We start from the raw sequence: 25,706 nt of genomic DNA, 5'->3' as shown, positions 1-25,706 counted from the left end.
AAAATGTTAGGGCGGTCACTATAGAGGGTTGTGAATACATTTCAATAGATAATAAATAAATATATCAATAGCCTGCTGATTTATTTAAAAAAGTGCGAAGTTCCGCTTCTTTTTCCAGCGTGTCCTCATAACCCATTTGGATCAGGGCTTGAATGTAAGCCGGTTCAAATAAGAGGTAGCTGGTAATGGCGGCGTCATTTTTTGGGCTGATCCCAATCAGACGCATTAAGGCGCGGGTCATCGGGGGAAGGTGGCTGTAATACTGCTGCACGAGCGGTTCAAAGGAATGGCGAGGGGAGAGGTGGATATGTTCAATTTGGCGCATGTCTATGTTGCTGTTGTGCGAGGATGCGGTGTGAGCAAGCTGGGTCAGCAGGGTATTGGTTCGGGTCAAGTTTTCTAAATCGGCGGCCAGCGTATCACTGAAAATGGTATCCATAAGGTGTCCACCCAACGTGGCCAGTCCCGGCGCTTTTCGGTGATCAGGCTGATTTTCCTGTTGATTGATGAGATCGATGATCAGGATTTTATCGGCGCCCATTTTCAGTGAGGGCCGTAACGGGGCTAATTGGTGAATGGATCCATCGCCATAGTAGCTCTGGCCTAATCGAGTGGCGGGGAACACCAAGGGAATGGCGGCTGAAGCCAGTAAGTGATCGGTGGCAATTAATGAACGACGCCCTTTTGATTTCGCGCGATCCCATTCGGGAATAGAGACATGACCCTGAAAAAAACTGACCGATTGGCCGCTCTTGTAGCTGGAGGCAGTAATCGAGATGCCGTGTAAATTGCCCGCGGCGATTTGTTTTTCTAATCGTGGGTAATTGTTTACTTGGTTTAGCAGGTGGCGTAAAGGGCGATTATTGAGTAACCCAAAGGGAGGTCTGTCGTGGTGCGTGGCTTGCAGGCGGGCAAAACCTTGTTTCGCAAGATAGCTTGTTGTGCCCAGCGGGGTGGTGGTGAAGATGCGGCGGCTGTGCAGACGCGACCAGATCCATTCCAGTTTTTTGACGCCTAAGCGGAAACAAGACGCATAACTGGCCAGTGCAATGACATTGATGGCACCGGCAGACGTACCGCTGTAGATGGCAAAGGGGCTATGGTGAACGCGGGGATACCACTCGGCAATGGCTTTCAGTACGCCGACTTGGTAGGCCGCCCGTGCTCCACCACCGGTCAGCAGCAAACTGATCTTGGGTGACGATCTGGCCATTTGCCCTCCTAGCGTGATGGTCCTTAGTTAACTATATATGAAAACGCCCCCATAAAAAAAGCCTCCGCGAGGGAGGCTTTTTATGTGCTGATTGAATCAATTAAGCCATTTTTTGCTTAAGGAATTCAACGATACCTTCAGCCGCAACGTTTTCTTTGCTGCCAGCGCGACGGTTTTTGTATTCCATCTCACCGTTGTCTAGGCTGCGGTCACCGATCACGATAGTGTGAGGGATACCGATCAGTTCCATATCAGAGAACATTACACCTGGGCGTTCTTTACGGTCATCAAATAGCACTTCGATACCCATAGCCGTCAGGTCAGCGTATAGCTTCTCTGCGGCTTCTTGAACGCGCTCAGATTTGTGCATGTTCATCGGTACGATAGCGACTTGGAAAGGCGCCAGTGCGTCAGGCCAGATGATGCCGTATTTGTCGTTGTTCTGTTCGATAGCTGATGCAACAACACGGGACACACCGATACCGTAACAACCCATCTCTAGGATAGAGTTCTTACCGTTTGAATCGAGAACGCTACAGTTCATCGCTTCTGAGTACGTGGTACCTAGCTGGAAGATATGGCCAACTTCGATGCCGCGCTTAAGCATTAGCGTACCTTGACCACATGGGCTTGGATCGCCTTCTACTACGTTACGCAGATCGGCAACAGTACCTAGCTCAACGTCACGACCCCAGTTAATACCGAAGTAGTGTTTGCCGTCGATGTTCGCGCCTGCGCTGAAGTCGCTCATCACTGCCACAGAGTGGTCAACGATGAATGGTAGCTCAAGACCCACAGGGCCAAGAGAACCTGCACCCGCACCGATGAGCGCTTGCATTTCTTCTTCTGTCGCCATCTCAAGCGGAGAAGCTACTTCTGCTAGGTTTTCGGCTTTGATTTCGTTGAGCTCGTGATCACCACGGATGATCAGTGCAACGATAGAAGCATCGATCTCATCAGACGCTTTAACGAACAGTGTCTTAACGGTTTTCTCGATTGGCAGACCGTGTTGTTCAACCAATTCCGCGATAGTTTTCGCGTTTGGTGTGTCAACCAGTGTCATCTCTTGCGTTGGCGCTGCACGCTCAACCGCAGGGGCGATTGCTTCTGCTTTTTCGATGTTCGCTGCGTAATCAGATTCTGTAGAGAATGCGATCAAATCTTCGCCGCTTTCAGCCAGTACGTGGAACTCTTGTGAGCCGTTACCACCGATAGCACCCGAATCCGCCAGTACTGGACGGTATTCTAGGCCCATGCGATCGAACGCTTTACAGTAAGCATCGTGCATCGCTTGGTAAGATTTCTCTAGACCGGCTTTATCGATATCAAAGCTGTACGCATCCATCATGCAGAATTCACGTGCACGCATTACGCCGAAACGTGGACGACGCTCATCACGGAATTTCGTCTGAATTTGGTACAGGTTCATCGGCAGTTGCTTGTAAGAGCTCACTTCGTTACGCACAAGGCTAGTGATCACTTCTTCAGCTGTTGGGCTGAGTACAAACGGACGAACATGGCGGTCAGTAAAGCGAAGTAGCTCAGGGCCCATCTTTTCAGAACGGCCTGTCTCTTCCCATAGTTCAAACGGCTGAACAACGGGCATCAAGGTTTCGATTGCACCGGCATTGTCGATTTCTTGGCGAACGATGTTTTCGACTTTACGCAGAACACGCAGACCTGTAGGTAGCCAGGTGTATAGACCTGAAGCCAGCTTACGGATCATACCTGCACGTAGCATGAGCTGGTGGCTCACTACTTCTGCGTCGTTTGGAGTCTCCTTCAGGGTAGAAAGAAGATATTTACTGGTACGCATTGATGGTATCCGTTTGTTGATAGGTAAATAAGGGGGATTGGGATTAACCCACCGCCACTGAGGCGTTAACGATACAGTTTACCAGCCAAATCCCCTTTCGCCAAAGGGATCAGACTGGCGCTGGCAGATATTTGTGCGATTAGCGCAGGGCCAAAACCGTCACCCCTGCATCACTGATGGTGAAGCGGACATTGTAGTCGAACAGGTGGACGGCATATTCCTTGTTATCGACTTTGCCTTTTTTGTACGCAGGACGCGGATCTTGGGCTAACACTTCTTCGATCACCGCCCGCTGACGTGCCATGTGTTTACCCGTCAATTGTGATTCAGCGTGTTCACTGAACTGCACGGGTAAGGTGTCCGGTTCGTCACTGGCAAAGCCGCCTTGTGCGTGGGGTAAACTGTCAGAATAAGGGATGTAAGGCTTGATATCGACAATTGGGGTGCCATCGACCAAATCCACCCCACCCAGTTCAATAATGACATTGCCGTCTTGCTGGCGTACGCCGATTAATTCTACCGCAGACATCCCAATGCCGTTGGGACGGAACGTGGCACGACTGGCAAACACACCAATGCGCTCATTACCGCCTAAACGCGGTGGACGCACCGTTGGTCGCCAACCTGCATCCAAATTCTGATCAAACAAAAACAGCAGCCATAAGTGGCTGAATTGTTCGATGCCCCGTACGGCTTCAAGGGCGTTGGCATCGCCTTGCAACACGATTTCAGATCGCGCACTCGGGACTAGACCCGGCTGGCGGGGCACGGCAAATTTTTCTTTGTACGGGGAGCGGATCACCCCAATCGGTTCAATCTGGTATGGCATGGTTGTGGACCCTAAACAGTGTTGCGCTGACCTTAGCATAAAAATAGTGCTTGATCTTTATTGAGAATAGCTATCAAATGATATGTTATAACATAACGCAAGGTAAGCGTTCATCGTGATGAAGACATGCATGGACGATGATCCCCATAATCAGAGAGAGAGGAGAGCGATATGAAAGCTGGCATTCATCCGCATTATCGTAAAGTGGTGTTTCATGACACCAGTGTGGATCAATACTTTGTGGTGGGGTCGACATTAGACACCGACCGTACCATTGTATGGGAAGACGGGCAGACCTATCCGTATTTCACCTTGGATGTGTCATCGGCCTCGCACCCTTTCTACACCGGTAAACAGCGTGTGGTACGCAGTGAAGGTCGTATGGCTAACTTCACTCGTCGTTTTGGCCAGTTTGGCCGTGAATCAGGAGAGAAAGAATGAAAGTCGTGAGTTCGTTAAAAAGTGCGAAGCAGCGTCACCGTGACTGCCAAATCGTGAAACGCCGTGGCCGTTTGTACGTGATTTGCAAGTCGAATCCGCGCTTTAAAGCGGTGCAGAAATAAGGTGTGCTGAATCGAGACAAGGTGTGCGTGCTTTGGGCACAAAGAGAAGGTATAAAAAAGCTGGCAAGTGCCAGCTTTTTTACGTTACGTGGATTTGATGAGAGATGGGCGAGGAGGGTTACCAGCCTTTCACTACACCACCTTGGAAGATTTCTTGTGCCGCGTTGTAGACCGCATCAGACTGGTACGCCTTAATGAAAGTCTGTACGTTCTGCGCATTCACGTTGTCTTCACGGGCCACAATCAGGTTCACGTACGGGGATTCTTTGTCTTCAACGAAGATACCGTCACGCTCTGGCGTCAGGTTGATGCTGCTGGCGTAGGTATTGTTGATGATTGCAAGTTGTACATCATCCAATGAACGTGGCAGCTGCGCGGCTTCCAGTTCCACAATCTTCAGATCTTTTGGATTTTCTACGATATCCAGTACTGTCGCCGTTAGGCCAGCACCGTCTTTTAGCTTCAGTAAGCCTTTTTGCTGAAGCAGTAGCAATGAGCGGCCAAGGTTCGTTGGATCGTTCGGTACTGCAATTTGATCGCCGGCTTTTAGCTCATCAATATTTTTGATTTTGCTTGAGTAAGCAGCAATCGGGTACACAAAGGTGTTACCGGCAACGGCAAACTTGTAACCGCGATCTTTGATCTGTTGATCCAAATACGGTTTGTGTTGGAACGCATTGGCATCAATCGAGCCTTCTTCCAGTGCTGCATTCGGTGAGACATAGTCAGTGAACGACACTAACTCCACGTCTAAGCCGTATTTGTCCTTGGCTTCCTTGGCGGCGATTTCAGCGACTTGCTCTTCTGCGCCAGCCATAACCCCAATCTTCACTTTGTTATTGTCTACGGTCGCTTCTTTCTCGCCACAACCGGTGAGGGCAAGGGCTGAGGCGAGGCCTGCTACGACAACCAAATTCTTTAAATTAAACGCCATGATACTTCTCCTTAAACTGGGGTTTTCCGTAATACTAGATGTTATAAGTGTGTTGTGTTTGCAATCGTGTATTGGGTTCGCGGCGATCCTGCCGCGATACCGAATGGGGCTGACGATGTGTTGTGGTTAGCGGTGATCCAGGCGTTTGACCCAATAATCCCCGGCTGATTGAATCGCTTGCACCAAGATGATCAGCATGACAACCGTGATCAACATGACGGTGCCATCAAAGCGTTGGTAGCCATAGCGGATACCAACATCCCCAAGGCCGCCACCACCGACTGTCCCTGCCATGGCGGAATAGCTGACCAAGGTCACCAAGGTGATCGTCACGGCATTCACAATGCCCGGCAAGGCTTCTGGTAGTAGCACTTTGCTGATGATTTGGGTGGGTGTTGCGCCCATCGCTTGTGCCGCTTCCACCAAACCATTAGGAACTTCCAATAGCGCCCCTTCAACCAGACGGGCGATAAACGGAATGGCGCCAACGGTCAGCGGTACAATGGCCGCCGCCGTACCGATGGAGCTGCCCACCACAAAGCGGGTAAACGGGATAATTGCCACCAACAGAATAATGAACGGAATAGATCGCCCGATATTGGTGATCACGCTCAGGATACGGTTCACGTTGCGGTTGGCTAGCAAGCCGTTATCTTTGGTCAGATGCAGAGCGACCCCGACCGGGATGCCGATCAGAAAGCCGATTAAACCGGATGCCAGTACCATCACCAGCGTTTGTCCTAATGCATCCATCAACAATTGGATCAGGCGTTCGTTTTCCGCCCACCATGTACTCAATGACTCAAGCGACATACCCTAATACCTCCACGTTGACTTTGTGATCACGCAGGAAGGCAATGGCTTGCTCAGCCGCGTGCTCCGTACCGAGCAGTTCGGCCAGCATCAATCCAAATTTTACGCCACCGGCATAATCCATATCAGAGCTTAAGATACTGATGTCGATATCAAACTCGCGGGCAACTTGCGAGATTAACGGCGCATCCACCGACGCCCCGGTGAACTCTAAACGCACCAGCGGGTAAGTCAGGGGTTGGCGCTCAGCCACCATGCGTTGGCGGTAATCTTCGGGGATCGACAGATCCAGCGTCGAGCGAATGAACTCCCGTGCCAGCGCGGTTTTTGGGTGGGCAAAAATGTCACCGACCGGGCCTTTTTCGACGAGCTCGCCATCACCAATGATCGCAACTTCCGAGCAAATGTTTTTCACCACATCCATTTCGTGAGTGATGAGCAAAATGGTGAGGTTAAGCTGACGGTTAATTTCTTTTAACAACGTCAGAATGGAATGGGTCGTAGCCGGATCCAAGGCGCTGGTGGCTTCATCGCATAACAGCACTTTAGGATCAGAGGCTAACGCACGGGCAATCGCCACGCGTTGTTTTTGTCCGCCACTTAAATTGGCCGGATAGGTATCGTGCTTTTCTGCCAGGCCGACCAGTGTCAGTAATTCGGTGACTTTGGTATTGATCGCGCTTTTATCTGTGCCAGCAAGCTCTAAAGGCAACGCAACATTGTCAAACACGGTTCGGGAAGAGAGGAGGTTAAAATGTTGGAAGATCATCCCGATCTTACGTCGTGCTTGAGATAAGGCTTTACCATTAAGCTGGGTTAAGTCGGTGCCATCGACAATGACTTGGCCATCCGTAGGACGTTCAAGCAGGTTTACGCAGCGGATCAGGGTACTTTTGCCTGCACCTGATGAACCAATCACCCCAAAGATAGTGCCTTGAGGGATGGTCAGGTTGATATCTCGCAAGGCATGAATCGCTTTGGTGCCCTGATAGAAGATTTTATTGACTCGGTTTATTTCAATCATCGTCATTCCTGCATCCTATACCGTGTTGATGATCAGCCGACCCTTCATTGGTCGCTACCGGTATATTGTTGTGTTGTCTTGCAATTTTTCGTTATTTTTATATTGTGTGTTCACGGAGTGTTAACCACATCTATGGGTTTGATGCTATGGGTTAACATATGTGAAGTCAATAGATATTTTTACGTCTGGACGTCTAAATGGCTCTGCCGCTGTTTTGCCCTGAGAGCGGCCCTGAAACATGGTCTGTTGTCCCTGTCAGAACGCCTCGCCTGAACGGCGCTTTAGGGTGATATTGTGGGGTGGCAGAGAGAAACAGGTGAATCCGAACCTGAGGCGTGCCATAATTTGACCTCACATAGAGACAGTAAATCAGAGGGCTGACCTTGTCCAAACCAGCAGTTTTTATCGATCGTGATGGCGTGATCAACGTGGATCACGGTTATGTACATACCGTTGATGATTTTGAATACATCGATGGGGTGTTTGACGCCTGTAAAAAGCTTAAAGACATGGGCTACCTACTGGTGCTTGTGACGAACCAAGCTGGCATTGCGCGTGGCATGTACACGGAAGATGAATTTCTAACCCTGACCGAGTGGATGGATTGGAACTTTGTCGATAACGGCGTGGAGTTTGACGGTATCTATTACTGCCCACACCACCCAACCGAAGGGCAGGGTGATTACCTGCAAGACTGTGACTGCCGTAAACCTAAAGCGGGTATGTTTAAGTCTGCTGGTGATTTCCTGAAGATCGACATGGCCAACTCGGTGATGATCGGTGATAAAACCGATGACATGACAGCGGCCGCAGCGGCAGAGGTAGGCACGAAAATTTTGGTGCGTACGGGTAAGCCGGTGACAGACGCTGGCGAAGCGTTGGCGGATGTGGTGCTAAATAGCGTCGCGGATGTCCCTGCATGGTTGGCAGCACGTTCTGCGTAACGTTCATTCGTCATGACCATCAGTAACGCCCATCAATAATACTCAGCATTGAATGAATGCGATGAGGCCGCCTATTTAGGCGGCTTTTTTATGCCTGCGGTTTGACAGCGCAGAGAGCGACGGCGTGTTGGCGAATTTAGCCAAAATGCGAACAATTTTGCCACCCTTCTTATATTGCAAAGAGGCCAGAACAGGTAAGCGCATGATCTTATAGGGTATATTTTCTGGCACGTATACTGCAATAGTTAGTCTGCAAGGTAACTAGGCATACCTGCCCACCATGACAGGCAGTAGGGGGATAAGCAGGTGATAAGCAGCGTACAGGAGCGAGCGATGAGTAAGACAATTGTGGGTACAGTGGTGGGTGTATGGATGGCAATGGTATTGAGTGCGCCTGTGCATGCCCAAGCCGATAGGGGGTGGCAACATGATTTGGATACACAAATGCAGATGCAAAAGGTTGAAGCGATAAGCACGATCACGGCTGAATTAGAGGGGCAGATTGCTTCAACGGTGACGCAAGCGAATGTGTCGACCTTAGAGGACATGACACAGCGTCAAGCAATCCAATTAGCAGACACGCAGCCTGTCCATTCAGGCGCCACTGAGATGATGGATACCGATGACCACCCGGAAGTGATCGCCAGTGTACGCCGCGAAGCCGAGCAATAAGCCGTAAACTGCATAATGAGGCGAAGAGGTGACGGGGTGATATTGAGAGGGCGTCATGCTGAAGAAAGTCAGGACATTCACGCATAAAAAAAGGGAAGCGTATGCTTCCCAAAACAGTGTGACTGACTCACACAGAGATTCAATAATGTGTTGAGAGCCCCAGCGCGCAATGTATAAGTGGCGCTGGCTGGGGCATTGACCGAGGATGAACCGATAACCGGTTTAGCTTTGGTCTTGTAAGAAGTTGATCCAAGGACCGGCGATCGCTTGCATTTCTTTTGATTGTGCCGCCGTTTTCATCGCTTTCAGTGCGTTAGTCGGTTGTTCCAACTCGAAATAGGCCATGCCACGTAGGTAGGCTAATTCCGCTTTGTCATCCCCTTTCGCATCGGGTGCCGCTTTCAAGGTAAATTGTGTGGCTGATTTGTATTGCTTGTCTTGAATCATCAGACGGGCAATCTTCATCTGCGTTTTTACCGTTGGCTTCATGTCATAGGCTTTACGATACGCAATAATGGCATCGTCGAGCGCTTTGGCTTGTTGCCAGTAGTTACCCAATTTATCTTGGTTTTTCGCGGTACGGGCAATGGTGCCTTTCCCCATTTCATCTTCTAGCGTTTTGGCCGCACGATACGGGATCCCCAAATAGGCTTGGAAGTTGGTCAAGCGAAGTAACTCTTTCTCCTCGCTAAGCAGGCCAAATTTATGGGCAAGCTCTAGCGTAGCCAGTGAGTTTTTCTCCTGATTTAATTCCATGTAAATCCCTGACAACTGCATCCAATACTGCTTTTTCTTCGGATACTTGGTGGTCAGGGTTTTAAGTACCCCCGCGACACTTTTGAACTGCTTAAGCTCATAGTGAGCGGCCATCAGCAGCACATACCACGACTCACTCGGCTTCTTGCTCATGGCAATGGCCTTTTTCGTCGGGGCAATGGCGTTACGGTAATCTTCGAGCTGTACATACGCACTGGCGAGTGTGATATACGCATGGGCCTGTGGTTTTTCATCGGTGGTTTTTGCCACCTCAAACCACTGCTTCATGGTTTTTACGGACTGCTTGAAGTTGCCTTCTGCCAATAACAACTGCGCAAGGCTGTAGCGCACCTGCTGGGCCACGGGCACCGGCAGGGCATTGGTTTTTAGCGACTTCGTGAAATACTCCGCCGCTTTTGGGTAATTATCTTGCAGTGAATATAAAAAGCCCATCTGTTGCAGTAAAACAGCACGATCATACTCTTTCTTGCCTGAGCTATTGATCGCTTTGTTCAGTCTTGCGATGGCATCACTGTAGCGTTCTTTGGCAATCAACTCTTGCACTTTGTTGACGGTACGGAAGGTACGATCACTCAGTTCTGGGGTGCTGGCCAGTGCCGGCGCCGCGAGGGCACCGGATAGCAAGATGAAAGAAGCCAGCAAATGTTGATAATATTTCTTCATTGTTGACTCCTAGTTTACCGAGAACTCAATTTCTTGTGAAAGACGTGCGCTAACGGGTTTGCCATCGACCTGTTTCGGTTTGAAGGTCCATTTCGATACCGCTTTACGCGCCGCTTTGCCCAAGCCCAGTTTGCGCGGGGACTCTTTGAGTACCTTCACATTTTCGACACCACCACGGGCATTGACCGTGAACTCCACCAGTACCACGCCTTTTTCCAATCCTGAACGGGCGGCTTTACGTGGCATTTGTGGCTGGAAGGTCGCCAGTGGCATTGGACCACCGCTGCCTTTAACTTGTGCGCCACCGCCTTGGCTGTAATGGCCAAGTACGGAACCCCCTGTGACATTGACCGGCAAATCCAGCTTGGGCATGTCCATAGGCATCTGCTCCATCACCGGTTTGACCGTTGACATGACTTTCATCTCAGGCGGTGGTGGTGGACGTTTGGGTGGCGGCGGCTTTGGCAGCTCGCGTTTTTTCTCCTGTAGTTTTTCATCGGGTTTAACGCGAATGAAGTCGACCATGCGTAAGTCTTCATTCGACGTTAGCTCGTGGCGCTCTTTGTTTACTAGCTTGTCCATCCCCCAGAACAATGCCAGGGAGACAACGAGCGCCAGTGCTAATGAGGCCAGATACCGCATAGGCTTAATCCTTATTGGTTGCGGCAATGGAGATGCTTTGTACACCTGCCATTCTGATCTGGTCCATCACCTTCACGACAATACCGGATTTGGCTTCTTCATCAGCCTGAATCACCACGGCACCATCTGGGCTTTCAGCGCGCAGACGTTCAATGTTGGCACGTACGGCATCCACCTCTACACGGCGTTTGTCGACCCATACATCACCCGATGCACCGACGGCGACCATGATGTTCCCTTTCTTCACCGTTTGTGCGGTATTGGCGCTTGGGCGGTTGACGTCGATACCGGCTTCTTTGACAAATGATGTTGTTACGATAAAGAAGATCAACATGATAAATACGATGTCGAGCATCGGTGTCATATCGATCGCTGCTTCGTCACTGCTATCGCTGCTGTAGCGTCTTTTCATGACCTATCCCTCTCATTCCGTTTACTCAGGCAATATGCTTCAACTTATCTTCCAGCTTCTGCGTGGAGACCTTAGCCAGGTGGTCGAGTCGTGAGCTGAAAAACAGCCCCGAAAGAGAAGCGACCATACCTGCCAGCGTTGGAATTGTTGCCTTTGAGATCCCCGACGCCATGGCGCGGGGGCTTCCTGTTCCTGTTACCGCCAAAATATCAAATACTTGAATCATACCGACCACGGTACCGAGTAACCCCAGTAGTGGACACAGTGCAATCAGCACTTTGACAATCGGCAATCCTCGTTTGTTTTCAACATCCTGCAAGGAAACCATTTCCTGACGGATGGCTTTGGCGTTCCAGCTTTTGTGTTCAGTACGGGCTGCCCAAGCAGCCTCTGCCTTCTTGATGGCTCTGGGTAGCACGGCGGCAAAATAAAACCAGCGTTCTAGCAGCACCGTCCATAACATAAAGCTGAGGACGAAGATGGCCATTAAGACATCCCCACCCATACCGAGGAAGCGTCGTATTGACTCGAGTTCTTCAATTAACCACCACATAGTGCCTCCTTAGCTGTCGGCAGCGTGCAGTTTTTCCTGGTAACGCGCGATAAAGCCTGCACTTTGCTCTTCCAGCATTTGCACCAGACGGCGGCTCTTGCTGTGTACGAGGGTGTAGCAGAACAGCAGTGGAATAGCGACAACAAGGCCTAGCATGGTTGTCACAAGGGCTTCAGAGATACCCCCTGCCATCAGTTTCGGGTCACCGGTACCAAACAAGGTAATCGCCTGGAAGGTGCCGATCATCCCCATTACCGTACCCAGTAGGCCGAGTAGCGGAGCCACCGAGGCAAACAGTTTGATCGAGACAACGAAACGCTCAATGCTCGGGGCATTACGCAGGATGACTTCATCCATTTTCGCTTCAAGATCTTCAAGGTTATCGCCTTTATGACCTAAGTAGGCTTCCATGATCTCACCCAGAGGGTTGTCTTTCAGCACTTTGTCAGTCTTGGTTTGCTTACGCATTTTGGCGCCGATGATCGTCAGACGTAGGAAACAGAAGAGAGCAATCAATGCACCTAACGCACCCATACCTAGGATCACGTAACCCACGATACCCCCTTGGTCGATACGTTCTTGTACGGTTGGACTTTGTACCAGCAGCGACAAAATCACACCGCGAGACGGGTCAATAAACAATGGCTCGTAGCTACCGTTGGCGGCTTCAAAGCCAGGGATGTTACGCATGATGTTTTTGGTTGGCTGACGAGACAGTTCTTCAAACTTGCCGGTCTGCGGGACGTAAGTGACATACTTGCCATCAGCAATGGCGTTAAATTCACCAATGATGGTGACATCACTGACGGCTTCTTTGCCTTCACCGTACACGACGGTAGCCGGTGTGGTGGTGGTGTTACCCGATACAATCACTTGCTGCAAAATGGTGTGCCAGAAACCTTCCAGCTCTTGCGTTGATGGCAGCTCTTTACTTTCAGCCAGTTTGGTCAGTAGGGCGTTACGCTCAGGGAACTGGACGGCGTTTTGTGACGCCGCAAACAGGCCTTTAAACTCGCCTGCGTACTGACGAACCACACCAAACATTTCGCCTAAGGTGCCAGAGCGCTGGCGCAGAGTGTCTGTCAGTTCAGTGAGTTGCTTATCGTTGTCGTCAAAGGCCGCCTTGAGTTGCTCGCCGCGTTCAGTGGTGACTTTTAGTTCAGCACGGGCTTGTTTAAGCAGCGCGGCTTGCTGATTACGATCGGAACGGAACTCCGCTTCACGTTGTTTGTTTTCTTTTGACTCAACAATACTTTCGGCTTTCACCGATTTAAGCAGTTCGGCTAATGATGCCGGTGTGTCGGCCTGAGCCGGTGCGGCGATAACCAGTGCGGTCAATAGGGCCGCAGCCAATGATTTGAATCCTTTCATTATCCTTCCTCCCCAGCAAATACAGGTAGCTTAATCAAGGCCGGTGGCGCTTGCTTCTTCGCTATACGTAGGCCTTGTTGTACCGCGATACGGTAACTTTGTGGCAGGATTTCCCATTGACGCGTGGTTTGGTTCCACATGCCTGTTTCACCGCCGTCCGGAGATTGGTAAAGGAGTGCAGTACGGCCAATGCGAAGGAAGTCATAGGTCAAGGTTTCGCCATCGCGTTCTAGGCTGGCCTTGTAAGATTCAATCGAGCGTGAGAAGCCTTCTTCAATTTGGTAAGCCTCCATCACTTTACGGAATTTTTCTGACGTGGTGACGTCAGCACGATCCATCAATTTACGCAGTTCGTTGATGCGAATACTGCGCTCGTCGTTTTGGAAAGGGAGGTCGAGTGCGACAAACTCATCAAGTGCATCGATCATCTTGAGAGTGAGTGGCACAATTTCCATCGCGGTTTGGTCAATTTGCGCGATTTGACGTGTCAGTGAATCCAGTTCACCTTGTTGCGAATCAACCATACGGCCGATCTGCTCGTTATAGACCTTCATGCTGTCCAGTTGGCGCAAAATGCCTTTGTACTCTGCCAGCATGGCTTCGGTACTGTCTGCATAGTTGTCCACTTTTGCCTGCGAGGCCGCCGCGGTTTTGTCGGCTTTTGCCTGTGTCGCAACGACAGTGCCAGAAGGGGCAGCCAGTGCGCTGGCGCTGAGGGTGAGAATGGCGGCAGTGATTGCACTTACGCCAAAGTCCTTTAACGTCATAGTTGCATCCTTGTCATTGTGTTAGTCAGTCGGTAAAAAGGACGCGGGCACGATGACCCGCGTCAGGTGTTTATTATTAGAAGTCTTGTGAGTATTTCACGAAGAAGACACGACCCTGGATACTGTAGAGATCACTGTTGTAAGTGACGTCGTCAGATTCAAAGCTTGGATCTTCATCAAACATGTTACGTACACCTGCGGTGAAGCGTGCATCCCATGGGGCTTGGTAGTTGTAGGCAACGTTCCAAACCGTTTGGCTTGAAATGTGACCCGTCTGGTTGTAGTCCTTGTCAACATCTTGTGCTTGGTCGGCAATGTGATCCGCCGACAGGTACACGTCATGATCGTCGAACGCATTCAGGCCAACACCGGTTTGGAAACGGTACTGTGGTAGGCCATTACGGCCAATTTTGTTGTTGGTTGGGCCGTTAACAAACTCTGGTGATTCATATTCAAGTACATATGAACCGCTAAAGTCGTAACGAATTGAACCCCAGTCTAGGTCGTAGATGTAGTTCGCTTTAAAATCGATACCGGAAGTGTTCAGCGTACCAATGTTTGAAAGCGGTACTGTCGCACTGACAATGTTACCGTTATCATCACGAACAACGTTTGGATTAGTCGAGCCCGTGTTACGTTCTTGATCAATCATGCTTTGCAGCGTGTTCATGACGATGGTGTCTTCAATTTGGATGTTGTAGTAATCCAATGTCAGATCCAAATCATCAACCGGCGAGTAGCTGATCCCGAAGTTAAATGAGCGTGACTTTTCCGCATCCAAATCTTCGTTCGAGGTACGTGTGGTGCTGTACTGTTTCTCTGGGCAATCGGCATCGGAAATGCCATTGGCTTCACAGTACACGTAGTCTTTGGCGTAGTCGTTTGATTCGCTGTCTGCACCGTAAAGGTTAGACAGGGATGGCGCACGGAAGCCTAGGCCTGCACCGGCACGGAACATCAAGTTGTCCAGTGGCTGGTAGCGGAACGAGACTTTTGGTGATACAGAGCTACCGAAATCACTGTAGTGGTCATAACGCGCGGCAATGTTCATTTCCAGCTCATCGGTGAAGGCAATCAATGATTCTGCAAAGAACGCATAAGTCGTACGGTCGCCACCGGCAGAGTTACCCGCGCTGCCGATAATGTTGCCCGCTTCACTTTGTGCATCGTAATGGTCGAAATAATCATAAGTCGTGTATTCCGTACCGACGTACAGTGGGATGGTGATATCACCCACTTCAGCTACATCGAACTGCAAACCGGCATTGAACTGGTGCATTTCCATCTGGCTTTCACGCGAGGTGTTCGCGGCTAAGTCGTCGGTAGCGCTGGCGCTGAACTCACCGTTTTGGAATTCACCTTCATCCACCAAGGCTTCAACCGCAGGACGAAGGACGTAACCGGTACCGCGCTCTTGGCTGTTAGAGAAGTTCAGGTGGTAGCCCGCATCCCAGATGATTTCACCCACAGCGTCAGTCTCAACGCTGCCATCGAGACCAAATTTCATGTCGGCCTGAAAGTCCGTCACGCTGGTATCACGAGTACCTACGTTTGTGAAACGGTAGTACACCGATGCCGGACCTGCTGCAGGATCTAAGCCATTATCAGCGAAGAAGTCCGCACCACCGGCCGTGGTGGGGTCTACAGAGAAAAGGCCTGCCGCAGGGGCGAAACGACCAAAGCTTTCGTTACGGCTTAGCAAAATTTGCGAGTTAAAGGTCGTTGTGTCAGTCAGGAACAAGTTACCGTTAACAAAGACGGTATTACGCTCTAGAGAGGCACTCTGTGCAGCCTCTGCTGTGTAGTCGTAACCACACATGTCGCCCAGGCCTGGGTAGTTAGTTACGCCAACAAAACCGTCACCGTTACACTTGCCTGTAGCTGCGTCGAATGAGCCTGCAATCGGCTTTAGTTCGCCATTGTGGTACACATTGCGGCCAAAGATACTCACGCCAGACATGTCAAAAAAGTTTGAAGAGTCGGTATTTGTCGAGCGGAGGTAATCACGGTCACGCAGGTAGATTTCATCTTTTGAGTCATGCTCAAACGAGAAATAAATGTTGCCTTTTTCGCCAGACGTACCCGCCACGAAGGAGACATTCTTCTCATCGCCGCCTTCACGAGAAGGGATACCGCCACCCACGGTGACGTTCAGGCCATCAAATTCATCTTTCAGGATGATGTTGACGACACCGGCTACAGCATCAGAACCGTAGACCGCAGAGCCGCCGTCGGCCATGACTTCAACGCGTTCAACGATAGCAGCAGGGATCACGTTAATGTTCGCAGCACCGCCACCCATGGTCGCAGAACCAGGAAGACGTTTACCGTTTACCAGTACGAGGGTACGTGATGCGCCTAGGCCTCGTAGGGAGACGGTCGCCTGACTCTGCCATGAGCTACCCGAACTTTCACTGTAAGAGCCGAATGAGTTGTAAGAGGTTTTGCGCAGTACATCGGCAATCGACACATCACCCGCACGTTCAATTTCTGCGCGGCCAATAACAGCAACGGGTGTACTTCCTTCCATGGAAGCTCGCGTCAAACGAGAACCGGTTACTTTCATCTTTTGAAGTTTTTCTACTTGCTGTTCTTCAGCATAAGCGGCTGAGGCGACAAAACTCGATCCCAGCGCCAGACTGATAGCAACAGATAAGGCTGTTGTCTTTTTATTCATCCTTGCTGCTCCATTTCTTTATTATTCTTCCTGTACCCGGCAGTCAATTGCCGAAGCGAACATTAACGTTTCGTTAACGTTGTATGGAAGATATACATGAAGCTGAAACTTGAAGTCAAACCAGTGAGTTTTATGTGCAAGAAATAATAAAACAATATTAAATGCTGCGTATTTAACTATTACAAAATTTATTGTCGACTCTGTTACTTATAGAGGGATTATTGATTAATTGTGAATGGGTTTTGATGGATTTGTTGAAAGGCTTGGTAAATGTCGTGTTAGATCTAAATAATGGTTCAATTCACTGTATTTTATGCTGCCGGTGGTTTTATTAACCGTAAATTAACAAGTTGGTCAGTTGATGGGTAAATTCCTTAAGGGTATATAATGTTAATCATTCTCATCCCTTGTGGGTTGGGCTTTTTACCGTGCATTGTGCTTACAGGGTATTAGCTGGTACGAGGAAGGGTTCATCAAATTGTCATGTTTTTGCGCTATTGGCCTTGTTTGTATGTGGTGTTATTGCGCTGTTTTTGAGGGTGTTTTTAGATTTTTATCTTTTATTTACCGTTGAAGCACATTGGTCGCAAAATGTGACACGATTGGGTCAAAATAGTTAAGCTAACTTGATGGCAGGTACAAATCACTGTAATTATGGCGTTAAGAAAAATAAATGGTGTTCAAGTTGGATGCTGAGAAAGTGAAATTGTTCAGGATGAGCAAATATTCATGGTGAATTGCGAGCTGATAAGCAGGCAAAGGTGAAATAAGCCATGCATCTGTCTGTCTCCGCCGAATAGACATGGAGTTGATGTAAGTATGTTGTCATATTTTCTACGTCGTATGGCGTTGGTGATCCCGACGTTTCTCGGCATTACGATTTTAATTTTTACTATCACACGATTTGTGCCTGGAGGCCCAGTAGAAAGAATGCTTGCGAATATGCAGGCACAAGGGGATGGCGCTGCTGCAATGACCTCTGCAGGTGGTAATTCTGCCCTCTCTGAAGATCAAATCGCAGAGTTAAATGCGTTTTATGGCTTAGATAAGCCAGTGGCTGAAGCCTATATTGATTGGGTCAGCAAATTGATGGTGCTCGATTTTGGTGAGTCGACGCGCTACTACGAGCCGGTCTACGATATGATCGCGGAGCGCCTCCCGGTTTCTCTCTTTTATGGCGGAATGACTTTCTTTATTAGTTACTTCATTTCTATTCCGCTCGGTTATTACAAAGCACTTAAACACGGTTCGGTGTTTGATTCTGGTTCGTCTATCCTGATTTTCGTCGGCTATGCCTTGCCCGGTTATGTGGTGGGTGTGTTGTTGATCACTTTGTTCAGTTATCACTTGGAATGGTTTCCGATGGGCGGGTTTGTCGGGGATGATTTTGATGACTATGAAACCGTGCTTGAACGCGCCAAAGATGTGATGTGGCATGCGGTATTACCGCTGATCTGTTATTTGATCGGTGACTTCGCTACGCTCACCATGACCATGAAAAATAACCTGATGGAAAATCTGTCTTCAGATTATATCCGGACTGCGATTGCTAAAGGCCTGCCTTTCCAGCAAGCCGTACGTAAACATGCACTGCGAAATAGTTTAATTCCGATTGCCAGCCATTTCGGTAATTCATTGTTGTTCTTCATGACCGGTTCTTTCTTGATAGAGGTGATCTTCAATATCGATGGTATTGGCCTGCTGGGGTATGAATCCATTATTGAACGTGATTATCCGGTAGTGATGGGGATTGTGGCGATTAATGCTGTGATGCTGTTGATCGGGAATATTTTGTCGGATGTGTGTGTGGCCTTGGTCGACCCTCGCGTGAAGTTTGGAGCTTAATATGTTGAATCTTAATCCCCTAACGCTAAAAAAGATCAAACGCTTTAAGGAAATTAAGCGTGGTTACTGGTCATTCGTTATTTTGTCCGTGTTGCTCGTGTTATCGCTGTTTGCTGAATTGCTGATCAACAGTAAAGCGCTGGTGGTGAAATATAACGGGTCGTACAGCTTCCCCGTCTTTTCAGATGTGCGCTTGGGTAATGAATTTGGTCAACCCAAGGCCAGTGAGGCCGATTACCGCCTACTGAAAACGACGTTTGAGGCAGAAGGTGGCGATAACTTTGTCATTATGCCGATTGTGCCGTGGAACCCGTATGAACAGGATTTCTCCGGTGATTATCCGCCCAATCCACCGAGTGCCGATAATAAGCATTATCTGGGTACCGATATTATCGGGCGTGATATTTTGGCGCGTCTTGTTTATGGCTTCCGTACCGCGATGGGCTTTGCGTTACTGACCATGGCGATCTCCTATGCCATTGGTACCGCTGTCGGGTGTGCCATGGGCTTTTTCGGTGGCAAGTTTGATTTGTTCGTCCAGCGACTGATTGAAGTGTGGTCGATGGTACCGTTCCTGTACGTGATCATGATTCTCGTCTCGATCACCCAACCCACGTTTTCATTGTTTGTCGGGATCAATGTGCTCTTCGGGTGGATGGGGATGACTTGGTACATGCGTACCATGACCTATAAAGAATCGGCACGTGAGTATGTCATGGCCGCCAAAGCATTGGGGGCGTCAACAGCACGTATTTTGTTTAACCATATTTTGCCCAATACCATGGTCATGATTGTGACGCTCGCGCCGTTCACCATTGCCGCTAACATCACAGCACTGACGGCGTTGGATTATTTAGGACTTGGCTTGATGCCTCCGACACCAAGTTGGGGCGAGTTGTTGCAGCAGGGTAAATCGAACCTGGATTCACCGTGGATTGTGGGCTCAGTAGTAAGCTCGATTGTGTTGGTGTTGGTGATGGTGACGTTTATCGGTGAAGCGATCCGTGCCGCGTTTGATCCGAAAAAATTCACGCGCTACGTGTAATCGCTTGGCGAAACAAGGATGTCATATGAAAAATAACAATAAGTACGCCCTGTCGGCATTGGCGATCGCAATCACGGCGTTGAGCCCCTCTTTATGGGCGGCACAGTTGCCTGCTGATATTGCGTGGGAGACAAACCTCGATGAGCCGTTATTTGCGTCTCCGGACGCGAAGCGCGGGGGGACATACCGTAACTCTATGCGCAGCTTCCCGCAAACTCTGCGCTCAGTCGGGCCGGATGCGAACTCAGGATTACGCCAATATTTCATGGATGAAACCCCGAAGTTAGCGCAGCGCCACCCGAACACCGGAAAATGGATCCCACAGTTAGCCCGAGCATGGGCGTTTGGCGATGATCATAAAACGGTGTACTTCCAGTTGGATCCGAACGCACGTTGGTCGGATGGCGAGAAGGTGACGGCAGGGGATTATGTCTTCATGCTGAAGTATTATCGGTCAAAAGACATTATTGATCCGTGGTACACCGATTTCTTCACCAACCAGATTGACACTGTCGAGAAGATCGATGAGCACACGATCGTGATCACATCGAAAGTGGCGAAAAGTGATGATGAGTTGCTGTATATGATGACCTTGCCAAGCAATGGTTTGCAGCCGCGTCCCGATCACTTCTTTACCAATATCACGGATGAGAATAACGACGGCATGGACGATAACTTCGTCCGTAAATTTAATTTCAAAGCGGAGCCGACCACGGGGCCGTACTACCTCGATAAAGTGAAAAAAGGCAAGAGTGTGACCTTTAAACACGTCGGGGATGATTGGTGGGGATACAGCAATCGTTATTACCAGCATCGCTATAACGTGGACAAGATCCGTTTACGCGTGATCCGTGATGCGGATATTGCGAAAAAGCACTTTGAAAAAGGCGATTTAGATGCCTTTAGGTTGATTCAACCTGAGTTATGGCACGACAAGTCAAACACGACATCGTATCAAAATGGCTATATCCATAAATTGTGGGGCTATAACGAAGTGGTGCAAGGTGCGGGTGGCGTGTGGATGAACACCGCCAAGCCCATGCTCGATGATCTCAATGTGCGGAAAGGGATCACCTATGCGACCGATTTTGATGGTTTGATCAAAAACGTATTGCGAGGGGATTACCTGCGTAAATCGCATGGATTGGGCACCGGACATGGGGACTACGATCACCCTGAACGCACCCCACCGGCTTTTCAGCCTGAAAAAGCGGTGGAATACTTTGAATTGGCGGGCTTTACCGAGATGGGTGCAGACGGTATTCGTCTCAATAAAGAAGGCCAGCGTTTATCCTTCGCCGTGACATACAGCCGTCCCGCACGTACGCCGCGTGTGGCGTACTTGAAAGAGCAGGCCAAGCAAGCTGGCTTGGAGTTAACACTGAACTTGGTCGATGGTTCATCGGCGTTTAAATACATTCTTGAGAAAAAACATGAGTTGGCTTACCTGACCATGGGCGGCGGGAAAATTCCAGCGTATTGGGAATACCTCCATTCGGTGAATGCGAAGCCACAAACCAATAATCACACTAACTTCCGTTCGCCAGTGATGGATGAAAAAATCGCAGCGTATTTGGCGGAATTTAACACGGCTAAAAAGCAGAGGATCTCCCATGAGATCCAGCAAATGGTGACAGACGCGCATGTGATTGTGCCGGGCTACATGGCGCCCTTTACCCGTGAAGCGTACTGGCGTTGGATGAAGTTCCCTACGCCCGCGATGACGAAAGACACCCGATACTTGTTTTCTAATGAAGGGTATCTCACGCTGGGCACGTACTGGATCGATAAGGACGTGAAAAAACAAACTAAATCAGCGATGAAGAAAAAGAAAACCTTTGAACCCGTGGTTGTCGTTGACGACACCTACAAGCCGTAACAGTAGGGAGGTGAGAGATGCAGGACGATATCATTTTAAGTGTGCGTGATTTAGAAACGGAATTCACCACCGACGACGGCGTAGTGAAGATCCTTCATGGCGTTAATTTTGACGTGCGAAAGGGCAGAACACTGGGATTGGTGGGCGAGTCCGGTTGTGGAAAAAGCGTCACCTCGATGTCCATCATGGGGCTATTGCCGAAACCGTATGGGCAAATTACCAACGGGCAAATTTTATATCGCGGTACGGATTTGGTGACATTGCCGCCGGAAGAGATGTACGCCATGCGTGGCAATAAGATCTCGGTGATTTTTCAGGATCCGATGACTGCGCTTAACCCGGTGCATACCATTGGCCGTCAGATCAATGAAGTGCTGGAGTTGCACCGTCCGGATTTGGATAAAGCCCAGCGCAATGCGTATTCGTTGGAGATGCTGAAAAAAGTCAAAATCCCGATGCCGGAGAAGCGGCTCAACGAATACCCACATAATTTGTCGGGCGGCATGCGTCAGCGTGTGATGATCGCCATGGCGCTGGCGTGTAAACCTGACATACTTATTTGTGACGAGCCGACAACGGCGTTGGATGTGACTGTGCAGGCATCCATTCTGGAACTGATGAATGAGTTACAGGAAGAAACGGGCATGGCTATGATCTTTATTACCCATGATTTGGGGGTCGTAGCGGAAATTTGTGATGATGTCGCCGTGATGTACGCAGGGAAAGTGGTGGAATTTGCGGATATTTTTGACCTGTTCGATAACCCGCAGCACCCCTATACCGCCCGCTTAATGGGGCTGATGCCCAGCTTGGACAGCAAGCCAAAACAGCCGATCGAGATTAAACCGATTGATGTGTCACTGTTTCCTGAGTTTAAAGGGTAAGCCCACGGAATGAGGCGATGTAAAGAGGACGTTATGACAGAAGTATTACGGATAGAAAACCTCAAACAGCATTTTGTGTCAGGTAAAGGGCTCCTCAAAAAAGGCTACACCGTGAAAGCCGTTGATGGGGTGTCATTCTCCGTTGCCCGAGGTGAAACCTTGGGCTTGGTCGGGGAATCAGGCTGTGGCAAAAGCACCTTGGGCCGTACCATCTTAAAATTGTATGAGCCGACAGAAGGCAAGATTTTCTTCGAAGGCCAAGACATCACCGATTTATCGACCAAAGCGATGCGCCCATTGCGCAAAGATATGCAGATTGTCTTTCAAGACCCAATGGAATCGCTTAATCAGCGCCATACCATTGGTATGATTCTGGAAGAGCCGTTCATTATTCACAAAGTCGGTACGCCAAATGAACGTAAAACATGGGTGAAAGAACTGCTGGTAAAAGTGGGGCTGCCAGAAACCGCCGTCAACCGTTATCCCCATGAGTTCTCGGGCGGGCAGCGTCAGCGGATCGGTATTGCGCGTGCGATTGCACTTAAACCCAAACTGTTGATTTGTGATGAATCGGTGTCGGCACTTGATGTGTCGGTACAGGCGCAGATCCTCAACTTATTGCTGCAACTGCAAAAAGAAATGAACTTGGCGATCATCTTCATTTCTCACGACCTGTCAGTGGTGAAACACATCTCTGATAATGTGGTGGTGATGTACTTCGGTAAAGTCGTTGAAATGGGCCCGGCACAAGAGATTTACGCTAACCCTCAGGCGGATTACACCAAAACATTGCTCTCGGCGATTCCGATCACGCATCCGAAAGACAGGAAACGTAAGCGACGGGCGGAAACGAAACCCCATGTCGCCTAGTGAGCATGTGTAATGGCAGAGAATCAACCCGCGTAAGGTGTTCACGGCGTTAAAACAATAAGAATGACAAGAAGCCAGCATAACAAGCGGCTCTGAAAAGGAAGAAAAGATGATGAGACGGACTTTACTTGTAACAGCCATGCTATTGCCGGCCCTGTCATGGGCGGCAGTGCCTGACAATCTCGTGTGGGAAACCAACAATAGTGAACCGTTGTTTGCTTCATCAGAGGCGCAATTTGGTGGCACACTGCGTACGGAAATTCCCAGCTTCCCCCAAACATTCCGTACAGCGGGCCCTGATAGTAATGGGGCGTTTCGCGTTTGGTTATTGGATGGCCAGCCGCAACTTTTACAGCGTCACCCTGATACGTTGAAGTACATTCCCGATGTGGCGACCCATTGGGCCGTGGGGGAGGATAACAAAAGTATCTATTTTAAATTAAACCCTGCTGCAAAGTGGTCTGACGGTAAGCCGTTAACGGCTTCTGACTATAGCTATATGCTGTCTTTTTATCGTTCAAAAGATATCGTGGCTCCATGGTATAACACTTACTACAGTGAACACCTCGATCGTATTACCGCGTTAGATGACCATACGCTAGAAGTGGTGTTTTCTAAGGCCAGAGACAAAGCGGATTTAATGTACTTTGCGCATGGTTTACGACCTCGTCCTGCGCATTTTTATCAACCAACGAAAGATGAAAATAATGACGGGGTTGATGACAACTATGTCCGTCGATTTAACTTTAAGGCAGAACCGACACTCGGGGCATACCATGTCGGTAAGGTGAGGAAAGGCAAGTCCATCACAATGCAACACGCGGGGAAAGACTGGTGGGGTTACACTAACCGCTACTATCAGAACCGTTATAATGTGGAAAAAATACGAGTCAAAGTGATCCGTGACTCCGATATTGCTTATAAGCACTTTCAAAAGGGCGATCTGGATGTGTATTCATTGGGGCGCCCTGCGCTCTGGCATGATAAGTCCAATACCGAACCGTTCCAGAAAGGCTATATTCACAAGTTTTGGGGGTATAACCAGATGGAAGTGGGGGCGGGTAACTTTTGGCTAAATACGGATAAGCCATTACTCGATGATATTTTGGTCCGTCAGGGCGTTGCGCAGGCGTTGGATGTTGACGGTTTGAATAAAAATGTGCTGCGCGGCGATTTTGTCCGTAAGCCGAATGGTTTGGGTGTGGGGGCGGGCGCCTTTACTAATGAGAGTATTTCACCACTACCGTTTGACCCCGCTAAAGCGATTGCGGCGTTTGAAGCTGCAGGCTTTACCACTGTTGGCAGTGATGGCATTCGTGAAAATGATAAGAAGCAACGTTTGAGTTTTGCGGTGACGTACAGTTATCAAACGCAAACCCCGCAACTGGCGTATTTGAGAGAGCAAGCTAAGGCCGCTGGACTGGAACTGGTCATGAACCTAGTGGATGGTTCGTCTGCCTTCAAGTACGTGTTAGAAAAAAAGCATGACATTTCTTATCACGGTATGGGCATATCCCCAAGACCACAATATTGGGGGTATTTCCACAGTGATAATGCCGGTAAGCCGCAAAACAATAACTTCACAAATTTCGCGACTCCAGAGCTTGATAAGTTGATCATTGAGTTTCGCACCGCGTTCTCTACCACAGAGAAAGCGCGTTTATCACGTCAAATTCAACAAATCGTGCATGATGCTACCGTTATAGTGCCAGGGGTCATGTCGCCTTATACCCGAGAAGCGCACTGGCGGTGGATTAAATACCCCGATCAACCCATGCAAAAAAAATCTCAGTTATTGTTCACCATTGGTGGGCTGTATGACTTAGGGCAGTATTGGATCGATAACGATTTAAAGAAAGAAACCAAAAAAGCGATGAAAAAAGGTGTGACGTTTGAACCTGTGACGATAATGGACACGAAGTACAAACCTCAATAGTGGTTGTCATTATCTATTCGCGGTAAAAAAGGGTAATGGCGGCACGAAGGCACAGCATGCGCTGTGCCTTTTTTTGTATTTTTTATGCTGATAAATCATATTTGTATGTATTTTGCTCGGTCGGTCGTTTTTATTCATTTTTTTTACTTTTTACACTTGTCAGCGTGCGCGAAGTCCCTATAATGCGACCTCACTGACACGGACAGCGGCGCTAGCCGGTGACGTAATTCAGTATTGTTCTTTAACAATTTGACCATGCAATCTGTGTGGGCACTCGTGAAATGATAGTCAACAAAAGAATTATCAATGATACTGAGTGACCAATACAAATGATAAGTTTACTTATGATTTGGCACAGTCAATTCGTTCGTTACTTCGGTAATGAACAAAAACAGTTTTTCATTGAGTCGCTATTTATAGCAGCAAACACTTTTAATTGAAGAGTTTGATCATGGCTCAGATTGAACGCTGGCGGCAGGCCTAACACATGCAAGTCGAGCGGTAACAGGAAAGAAGCTTGCTTCTTTTGCTGACGAGCGGCGGACGGGTGAGTAATGCCTGGGAACATGCCTTAGTG

General features: G+C 49.1%; 23 protein-coding genes and 1 rRNA gene. 11 read left to right on the top strand and 13 right to left on the bottom strand.

Annotated elements, in window-relative coordinates; genetic code table 11:
• Positions 1-64: 64 nt before the first annotated feature.
• The 3 genes from L4C36_RS15025 to tsaA all read right to left on the bottom strand — a co-directional run bounded on the left by L4C36_RS15025 (position 65) and on the right by tsaA (position 3,858).
• Positions 65-1,213, bottom strand: a complete 1,149-nt coding sequence (locus L4C36_RS15025; protein ID WP_428478617.1) for a patatin-like phospholipase family protein — start codon at positions 1,211-1,213, stop codon at positions 65-67.
• Between the two features lie 100 nt (positions 1,214-1,313).
• The gene (locus L4C36_RS15020) at positions 1,314-3,029 is read right to left on the bottom strand and encodes a proline--tRNA ligase (RefSeq protein WP_428478616.1); all 1,716 of its coding nucleotides are present in this window, start codon (positions 3,027-3,029) and stop codon (positions 1,314-1,316) included.
• A 139-nt stretch (positions 3,030-3,168) separates the two neighbouring features.
• Positions 3,169-3,858: a tRNA (N6-threonylcarbamoyladenosine(37)-N6)-methyltransferase TrmO gene (gene tsaA, locus L4C36_RS15015; protein ID WP_428478615.1), complete on the bottom strand. Its 690-nt coding sequence runs from the start codon at positions 3,856-3,858 to the stop codon at positions 3,169-3,171.
• A gap of 171 nt (positions 3,859-4,029) precedes the next feature.
• Between tsaA and L4C36_RS15010 the strand changes: the two genes are divergently transcribed.
• Complete coding sequence (locus L4C36_RS15010; RefSeq protein WP_428478614.1) at positions 4,030-4,299, top strand: type B 50S ribosomal protein L31; 270 nt, start codon at positions 4,030-4,032, stop codon at positions 4,297-4,299.
• Entirely contained in the window at positions 4,296-4,421 is a 126-nt protein-coding gene (gene ykgO, locus L4C36_RS15005; protein ID WP_047875828.1) for a type B 50S ribosomal protein L36, read from the top strand. Before L4C36_RS15010 ends, ykgO begins: the two co-directional genes overlap by 4 nt.
• A gap of 118 nt (positions 4,422-4,539) precedes the next feature.
• On the opposite strand, the gene L4C36_RS15000 is transcribed toward ykgO, so the two are convergent.
• The 3 genes from L4C36_RS15000 to metN all read right to left on the bottom strand — a co-directional run bounded on the left by L4C36_RS15000 (position 4,540) and on the right by metN (position 7,192).
• On the bottom strand, positions 4,540-5,355 hold the full coding sequence (locus tag L4C36_RS15000) for a MetQ/NlpA family lipoprotein (RefSeq protein WP_428478613.1): 816 nt from the start codon (positions 5,353-5,355) through the stop codon (positions 4,540-4,542).
• A 126-nt stretch (positions 5,356-5,481) separates the two neighbouring features.
• Positions 5,482-6,168, bottom strand: a complete 687-nt coding sequence (locus L4C36_RS14995; RefSeq protein ID WP_428478612.1) for a methionine ABC transporter permease — start codon at positions 6,166-6,168, stop codon at positions 5,482-5,484.
• Complete coding sequence (metN, locus tag L4C36_RS14990) at positions 6,158-7,192, bottom strand: methionine ABC transporter ATP-binding protein MetN (protein WP_428478646.1); 1,035 nt, start codon at positions 7,190-7,192, stop codon at positions 6,158-6,160. Before metN ends, L4C36_RS14995 begins: the two co-directional genes overlap by 11 nt.
• A gap of 383 nt (positions 7,193-7,575) precedes the next feature.
• Here metN and gmhB point away from each other — a divergent pair, with 383 nt between their 5' ends.
• Both gmhB and L4C36_RS14980 read left to right on the top strand, forming a co-directional pair.
• Positions 7,576-8,136, top strand: a complete 561-nt coding sequence (gene gmhB / locus L4C36_RS14985) for a D-glycero-beta-D-manno-heptose 1,7-bisphosphate 7-phosphatase (protein ID WP_428478611.1) — start codon at positions 7,576-7,578, stop codon at positions 8,134-8,136.
• A 333-nt stretch (positions 8,137-8,469) separates the two neighbouring features.
• A complete protein-coding gene (locus L4C36_RS14980) occupies positions 8,470-8,808 on the top strand; it encodes a hypothetical protein (RefSeq protein WP_428478610.1) in 339 nt (112 codons plus the stop codon).
• 222 nt (positions 8,809-9,030) lie between these two features.
• Here L4C36_RS14980 and L4C36_RS14975 read toward each other — a convergent pair whose 3' ends face one another.
• The 7 genes from L4C36_RS14975 to L4C36_RS14945 form a co-directional block, all read right to left on the bottom strand.
• Entirely contained in the window at positions 9,031-10,248 is a 1,218-nt protein-coding gene (locus L4C36_RS14975) for a tetratricopeptide repeat protein (RefSeq protein WP_428478609.1), read from the bottom strand.
• A gap of 9 nt (positions 10,249-10,257) precedes the next feature.
• Positions 10,258-10,890, bottom strand: coding sequence for an energy transducer TonB (locus L4C36_RS14970; RefSeq protein WP_428478608.1), 633 nt, complete (start codon positions 10,888-10,890; stop codon positions 10,258-10,260).
• Positions 10,891-10,894: 4 nt separating this feature from the next.
• Positions 10,895-11,302, bottom strand: coding sequence for an ExbD/TolR family protein (locus L4C36_RS14965; protein WP_428478607.1), 408 nt, complete (start codon positions 11,300-11,302; stop codon positions 10,895-10,897).
• Positions 11,303-11,327: 25 nt separating this feature from the next.
• Complete coding sequence (locus L4C36_RS14960) at positions 11,328-11,855, bottom strand: MotA/TolQ/ExbB proton channel family protein (protein ID WP_428478606.1); 528 nt, start codon at positions 11,853-11,855, stop codon at positions 11,328-11,330.
• Between the two features lie 9 nt (positions 11,856-11,864).
• Positions 11,865-13,226, bottom strand: a complete 1,362-nt coding sequence (locus L4C36_RS14955) for a MotA/TolQ/ExbB proton channel family protein (RefSeq protein ID WP_428478605.1) — start codon at positions 13,224-13,226, stop codon at positions 11,865-11,867.
• Complete coding sequence (locus tag L4C36_RS14950; protein WP_428478604.1) at positions 13,226-13,993, bottom strand: DUF3450 domain-containing protein; 768 nt, start codon at positions 13,991-13,993, stop codon at positions 13,226-13,228. The genes L4C36_RS14955 and L4C36_RS14950 overlap by 1 nt, the downstream gene beginning before the upstream one ends.
• Before the next feature lie 76 nt (positions 13,994-14,069).
• Positions 14,070-16,670: a TonB-dependent receptor plug domain-containing protein gene (locus L4C36_RS14945; RefSeq protein ID WP_428478603.1), complete on the bottom strand. Its 2,601-nt coding sequence runs from the start codon at positions 16,668-16,670 to the stop codon at positions 14,070-14,072.
• 819 nt (positions 16,671-17,489) lie between these two features.
• Here L4C36_RS14945 and L4C36_RS14940 point away from each other — a divergent pair.
• The 7 genes from L4C36_RS14940 to L4C36_RS14910 form a co-directional block, all read left to right on the top strand.
• Positions 17,490-18,515: an ABC transporter permease subunit gene (locus L4C36_RS14940; RefSeq protein ID WP_428478602.1), complete on the top strand. Its 1,026-nt coding sequence runs from the start codon at positions 17,490-17,492 to the stop codon at positions 18,513-18,515.
• A 1-nt stretch (position 18,516) separates the two neighbouring features.
• Positions 18,517-19,560, top strand: coding sequence for an ABC transporter permease (locus L4C36_RS14935; RefSeq protein ID WP_428478601.1), 1,044 nt, complete (start codon positions 18,517-18,519; stop codon positions 19,558-19,560).
• 25 nt (positions 19,561-19,585) lie between these two features.
• Positions 19,586-21,439, top strand: coding sequence for an extracellular solute-binding protein (locus L4C36_RS14930; RefSeq protein ID WP_428478600.1), 1,854 nt, complete (start codon positions 19,586-19,588; stop codon positions 21,437-21,439).
• A gap of 17 nt (positions 21,440-21,456) precedes the next feature.
• Entirely contained in the window at positions 21,457-22,323 is an 867-nt protein-coding gene (locus tag L4C36_RS14925) for an ABC transporter ATP-binding protein (protein WP_428478599.1), read from the top strand.
• A gap of 33 nt (positions 22,324-22,356) precedes the next feature.
• The gene (locus tag L4C36_RS14920; RefSeq protein ID WP_428478598.1) at positions 22,357-23,193 is read left to right on the top strand and encodes an ABC transporter ATP-binding protein; all 837 of its coding nucleotides are present in this window, start codon (positions 22,357-22,359) and stop codon (positions 23,191-23,193) included.
• A 109-nt stretch (positions 23,194-23,302) separates the two neighbouring features.
• On the top strand, positions 23,303-25,129 hold the full coding sequence (locus tag L4C36_RS14915) for an extracellular solute-binding protein (RefSeq protein ID WP_428478597.1): 1,827 nt from the start codon (positions 23,303-23,305) through the stop codon (positions 25,127-25,129).
• Positions 25,130-25,562: 433 nt separating this feature from the next.
• Positions 25,563-25,706: ribosomal RNA gene (locus L4C36_RS14910) — 16S ribosomal RNA — on the top strand; the annotation flags it as partial.

Source organism: Photobacterium japonica (genome assembly GCF_050337005.1).
Lineage (GTDB): Bacteria > Pseudomonadota > Gammaproteobacteria > Enterobacterales > Vibrionaceae > Photobacterium > Photobacterium japonica.
This window is presented reverse-complemented; position numbering and strand designations above follow the sequence as displayed.

What these genes read in the sequence shown, in the direction of transcription:
- L4C36_RS14995 (WP_428478612.1), bottom strand. Translation starts at nt 6,168, where the DNA reads ATGTCGCTTGAGTCATTGAGTACATGGTGGGCGGAAAACGAACGCCTG.
- L4C36_RS14965 (WP_428478607.1), bottom strand. Translation starts at nt 11,302, where the DNA reads ATGAAAAGACGCTACAGCAGCGATAGCAGTGACGAAGCAGCGATCGAT.
- L4C36_RS14935 (WP_428478601.1), top strand. Translation starts at nt 18,517, where the DNA reads ATGTTGAATCTTAATCCCCTAACGCTAAAAAAGATCAAACGCTTTAAG.
- L4C36_RS14975 (WP_428478609.1), bottom strand. Translation starts at nt 10,248, where the DNA reads ATGAAGAAATATTATCAACATTTGCTGGCTTCTTTCATCTTGCTATCC.
- L4C36_RS14925 (WP_428478599.1), top strand. Translation starts at nt 21,457, where the DNA reads ATGCAGGACGATATCATTTTAAGTGTGCGTGATTTAGAAACGGAATTC.
- L4C36_RS14920 (WP_428478598.1), top strand. Translation starts at nt 22,357, where the DNA reads ATGACAGAAGTATTACGGATAGAAAACCTCAAACAGCATTTTGTGTCA.
- L4C36_RS15020 (WP_428478616.1), bottom strand. Translation starts at nt 3,029, where the DNA reads ATGCGTACCAGTAAATATCTTCTTTCTACCCTGAAGGAGACTCCAAAC.
- metN (WP_428478646.1), bottom strand. Translation starts at nt 7,192, where the DNA reads ATGATTGAAATAAACCGAGTCAATAAAATCTTCTATCAGGGCACCAAA.
- L4C36_RS14940 (WP_428478602.1), top strand. Translation starts at nt 17,490, where the DNA reads ATGTTGTCATATTTTCTACGTCGTATGGCGTTGGTGATCCCGACGTTT.
- L4C36_RS14960 (WP_428478606.1), bottom strand. Translation starts at nt 11,855, where the DNA reads ATGTGGTGGTTAATTGAAGAACTCGAGTCAATACGACGCTTCCTCGGT.
- L4C36_RS14980 (WP_428478610.1), top strand. Translation starts at nt 8,470, where the DNA reads ATGAGTAAGACAATTGTGGGTACAGTGGTGGGTGTATGGATGGCAATG.
- L4C36_RS15025 (WP_428478617.1), bottom strand. Translation starts at nt 1,213, where the DNA reads ATGGCCAGATCGTCACCCAAGATCAGTTTGCTGCTGACCGGTGGTGGA.
- L4C36_RS14950 (WP_428478604.1), bottom strand. Translation starts at nt 13,993, where the DNA reads ATGACGTTAAAGGACTTTGGCGTAAGTGCAATCACTGCCGCCATTCTC.
- L4C36_RS14915 (WP_428478597.1), top strand. Translation starts at nt 23,303, where the DNA reads ATGATGAGACGGACTTTACTTGTAACAGCCATGCTATTGCCGGCCCTG.
- L4C36_RS15010 (WP_428478614.1), top strand. Translation starts at nt 4,030, where the DNA reads ATGAAAGCTGGCATTCATCCGCATTATCGTAAAGTGGTGTTTCATGAC.
- ykgO (WP_047875828.1), top strand. Translation starts at nt 4,296, where the DNA reads ATGAAAGTCGTGAGTTCGTTAAAAAGTGCGAAGCAGCGTCACCGTGAC.
- L4C36_RS14945 (WP_428478603.1), bottom strand. Translation starts at nt 16,670, where the DNA reads ATGAATAAAAAGACAACAGCCTTATCTGTTGCTATCAGTCTGGCGCTG.
- tsaA (WP_428478615.1), bottom strand. Translation starts at nt 3,858, where the DNA reads ATGCCATACCAGATTGAACCGATTGGGGTGATCCGCTCCCCGTACAAA.
- L4C36_RS14930 (WP_428478600.1), top strand. Translation starts at nt 19,586, where the DNA reads ATGAAAAATAACAATAAGTACGCCCTGTCGGCATTGGCGATCGCAATC.
- L4C36_RS14970 (WP_428478608.1), bottom strand. Translation starts at nt 10,890, where the DNA reads ATGCGGTATCTGGCCTCATTAGCACTGGCGCTCGTTGTCTCCCTGGCA.
- L4C36_RS15000 (WP_428478613.1), bottom strand. Translation starts at nt 5,355, where the DNA reads ATGGCGTTTAATTTAAAGAATTTGGTTGTCGTAGCAGGCCTCGCCTCA.
- L4C36_RS14955 (WP_428478605.1), bottom strand. Translation starts at nt 13,226, where the DNA reads ATGAAAGGATTCAAATCATTGGCTGCGGCCCTATTGACCGCACTGGTT.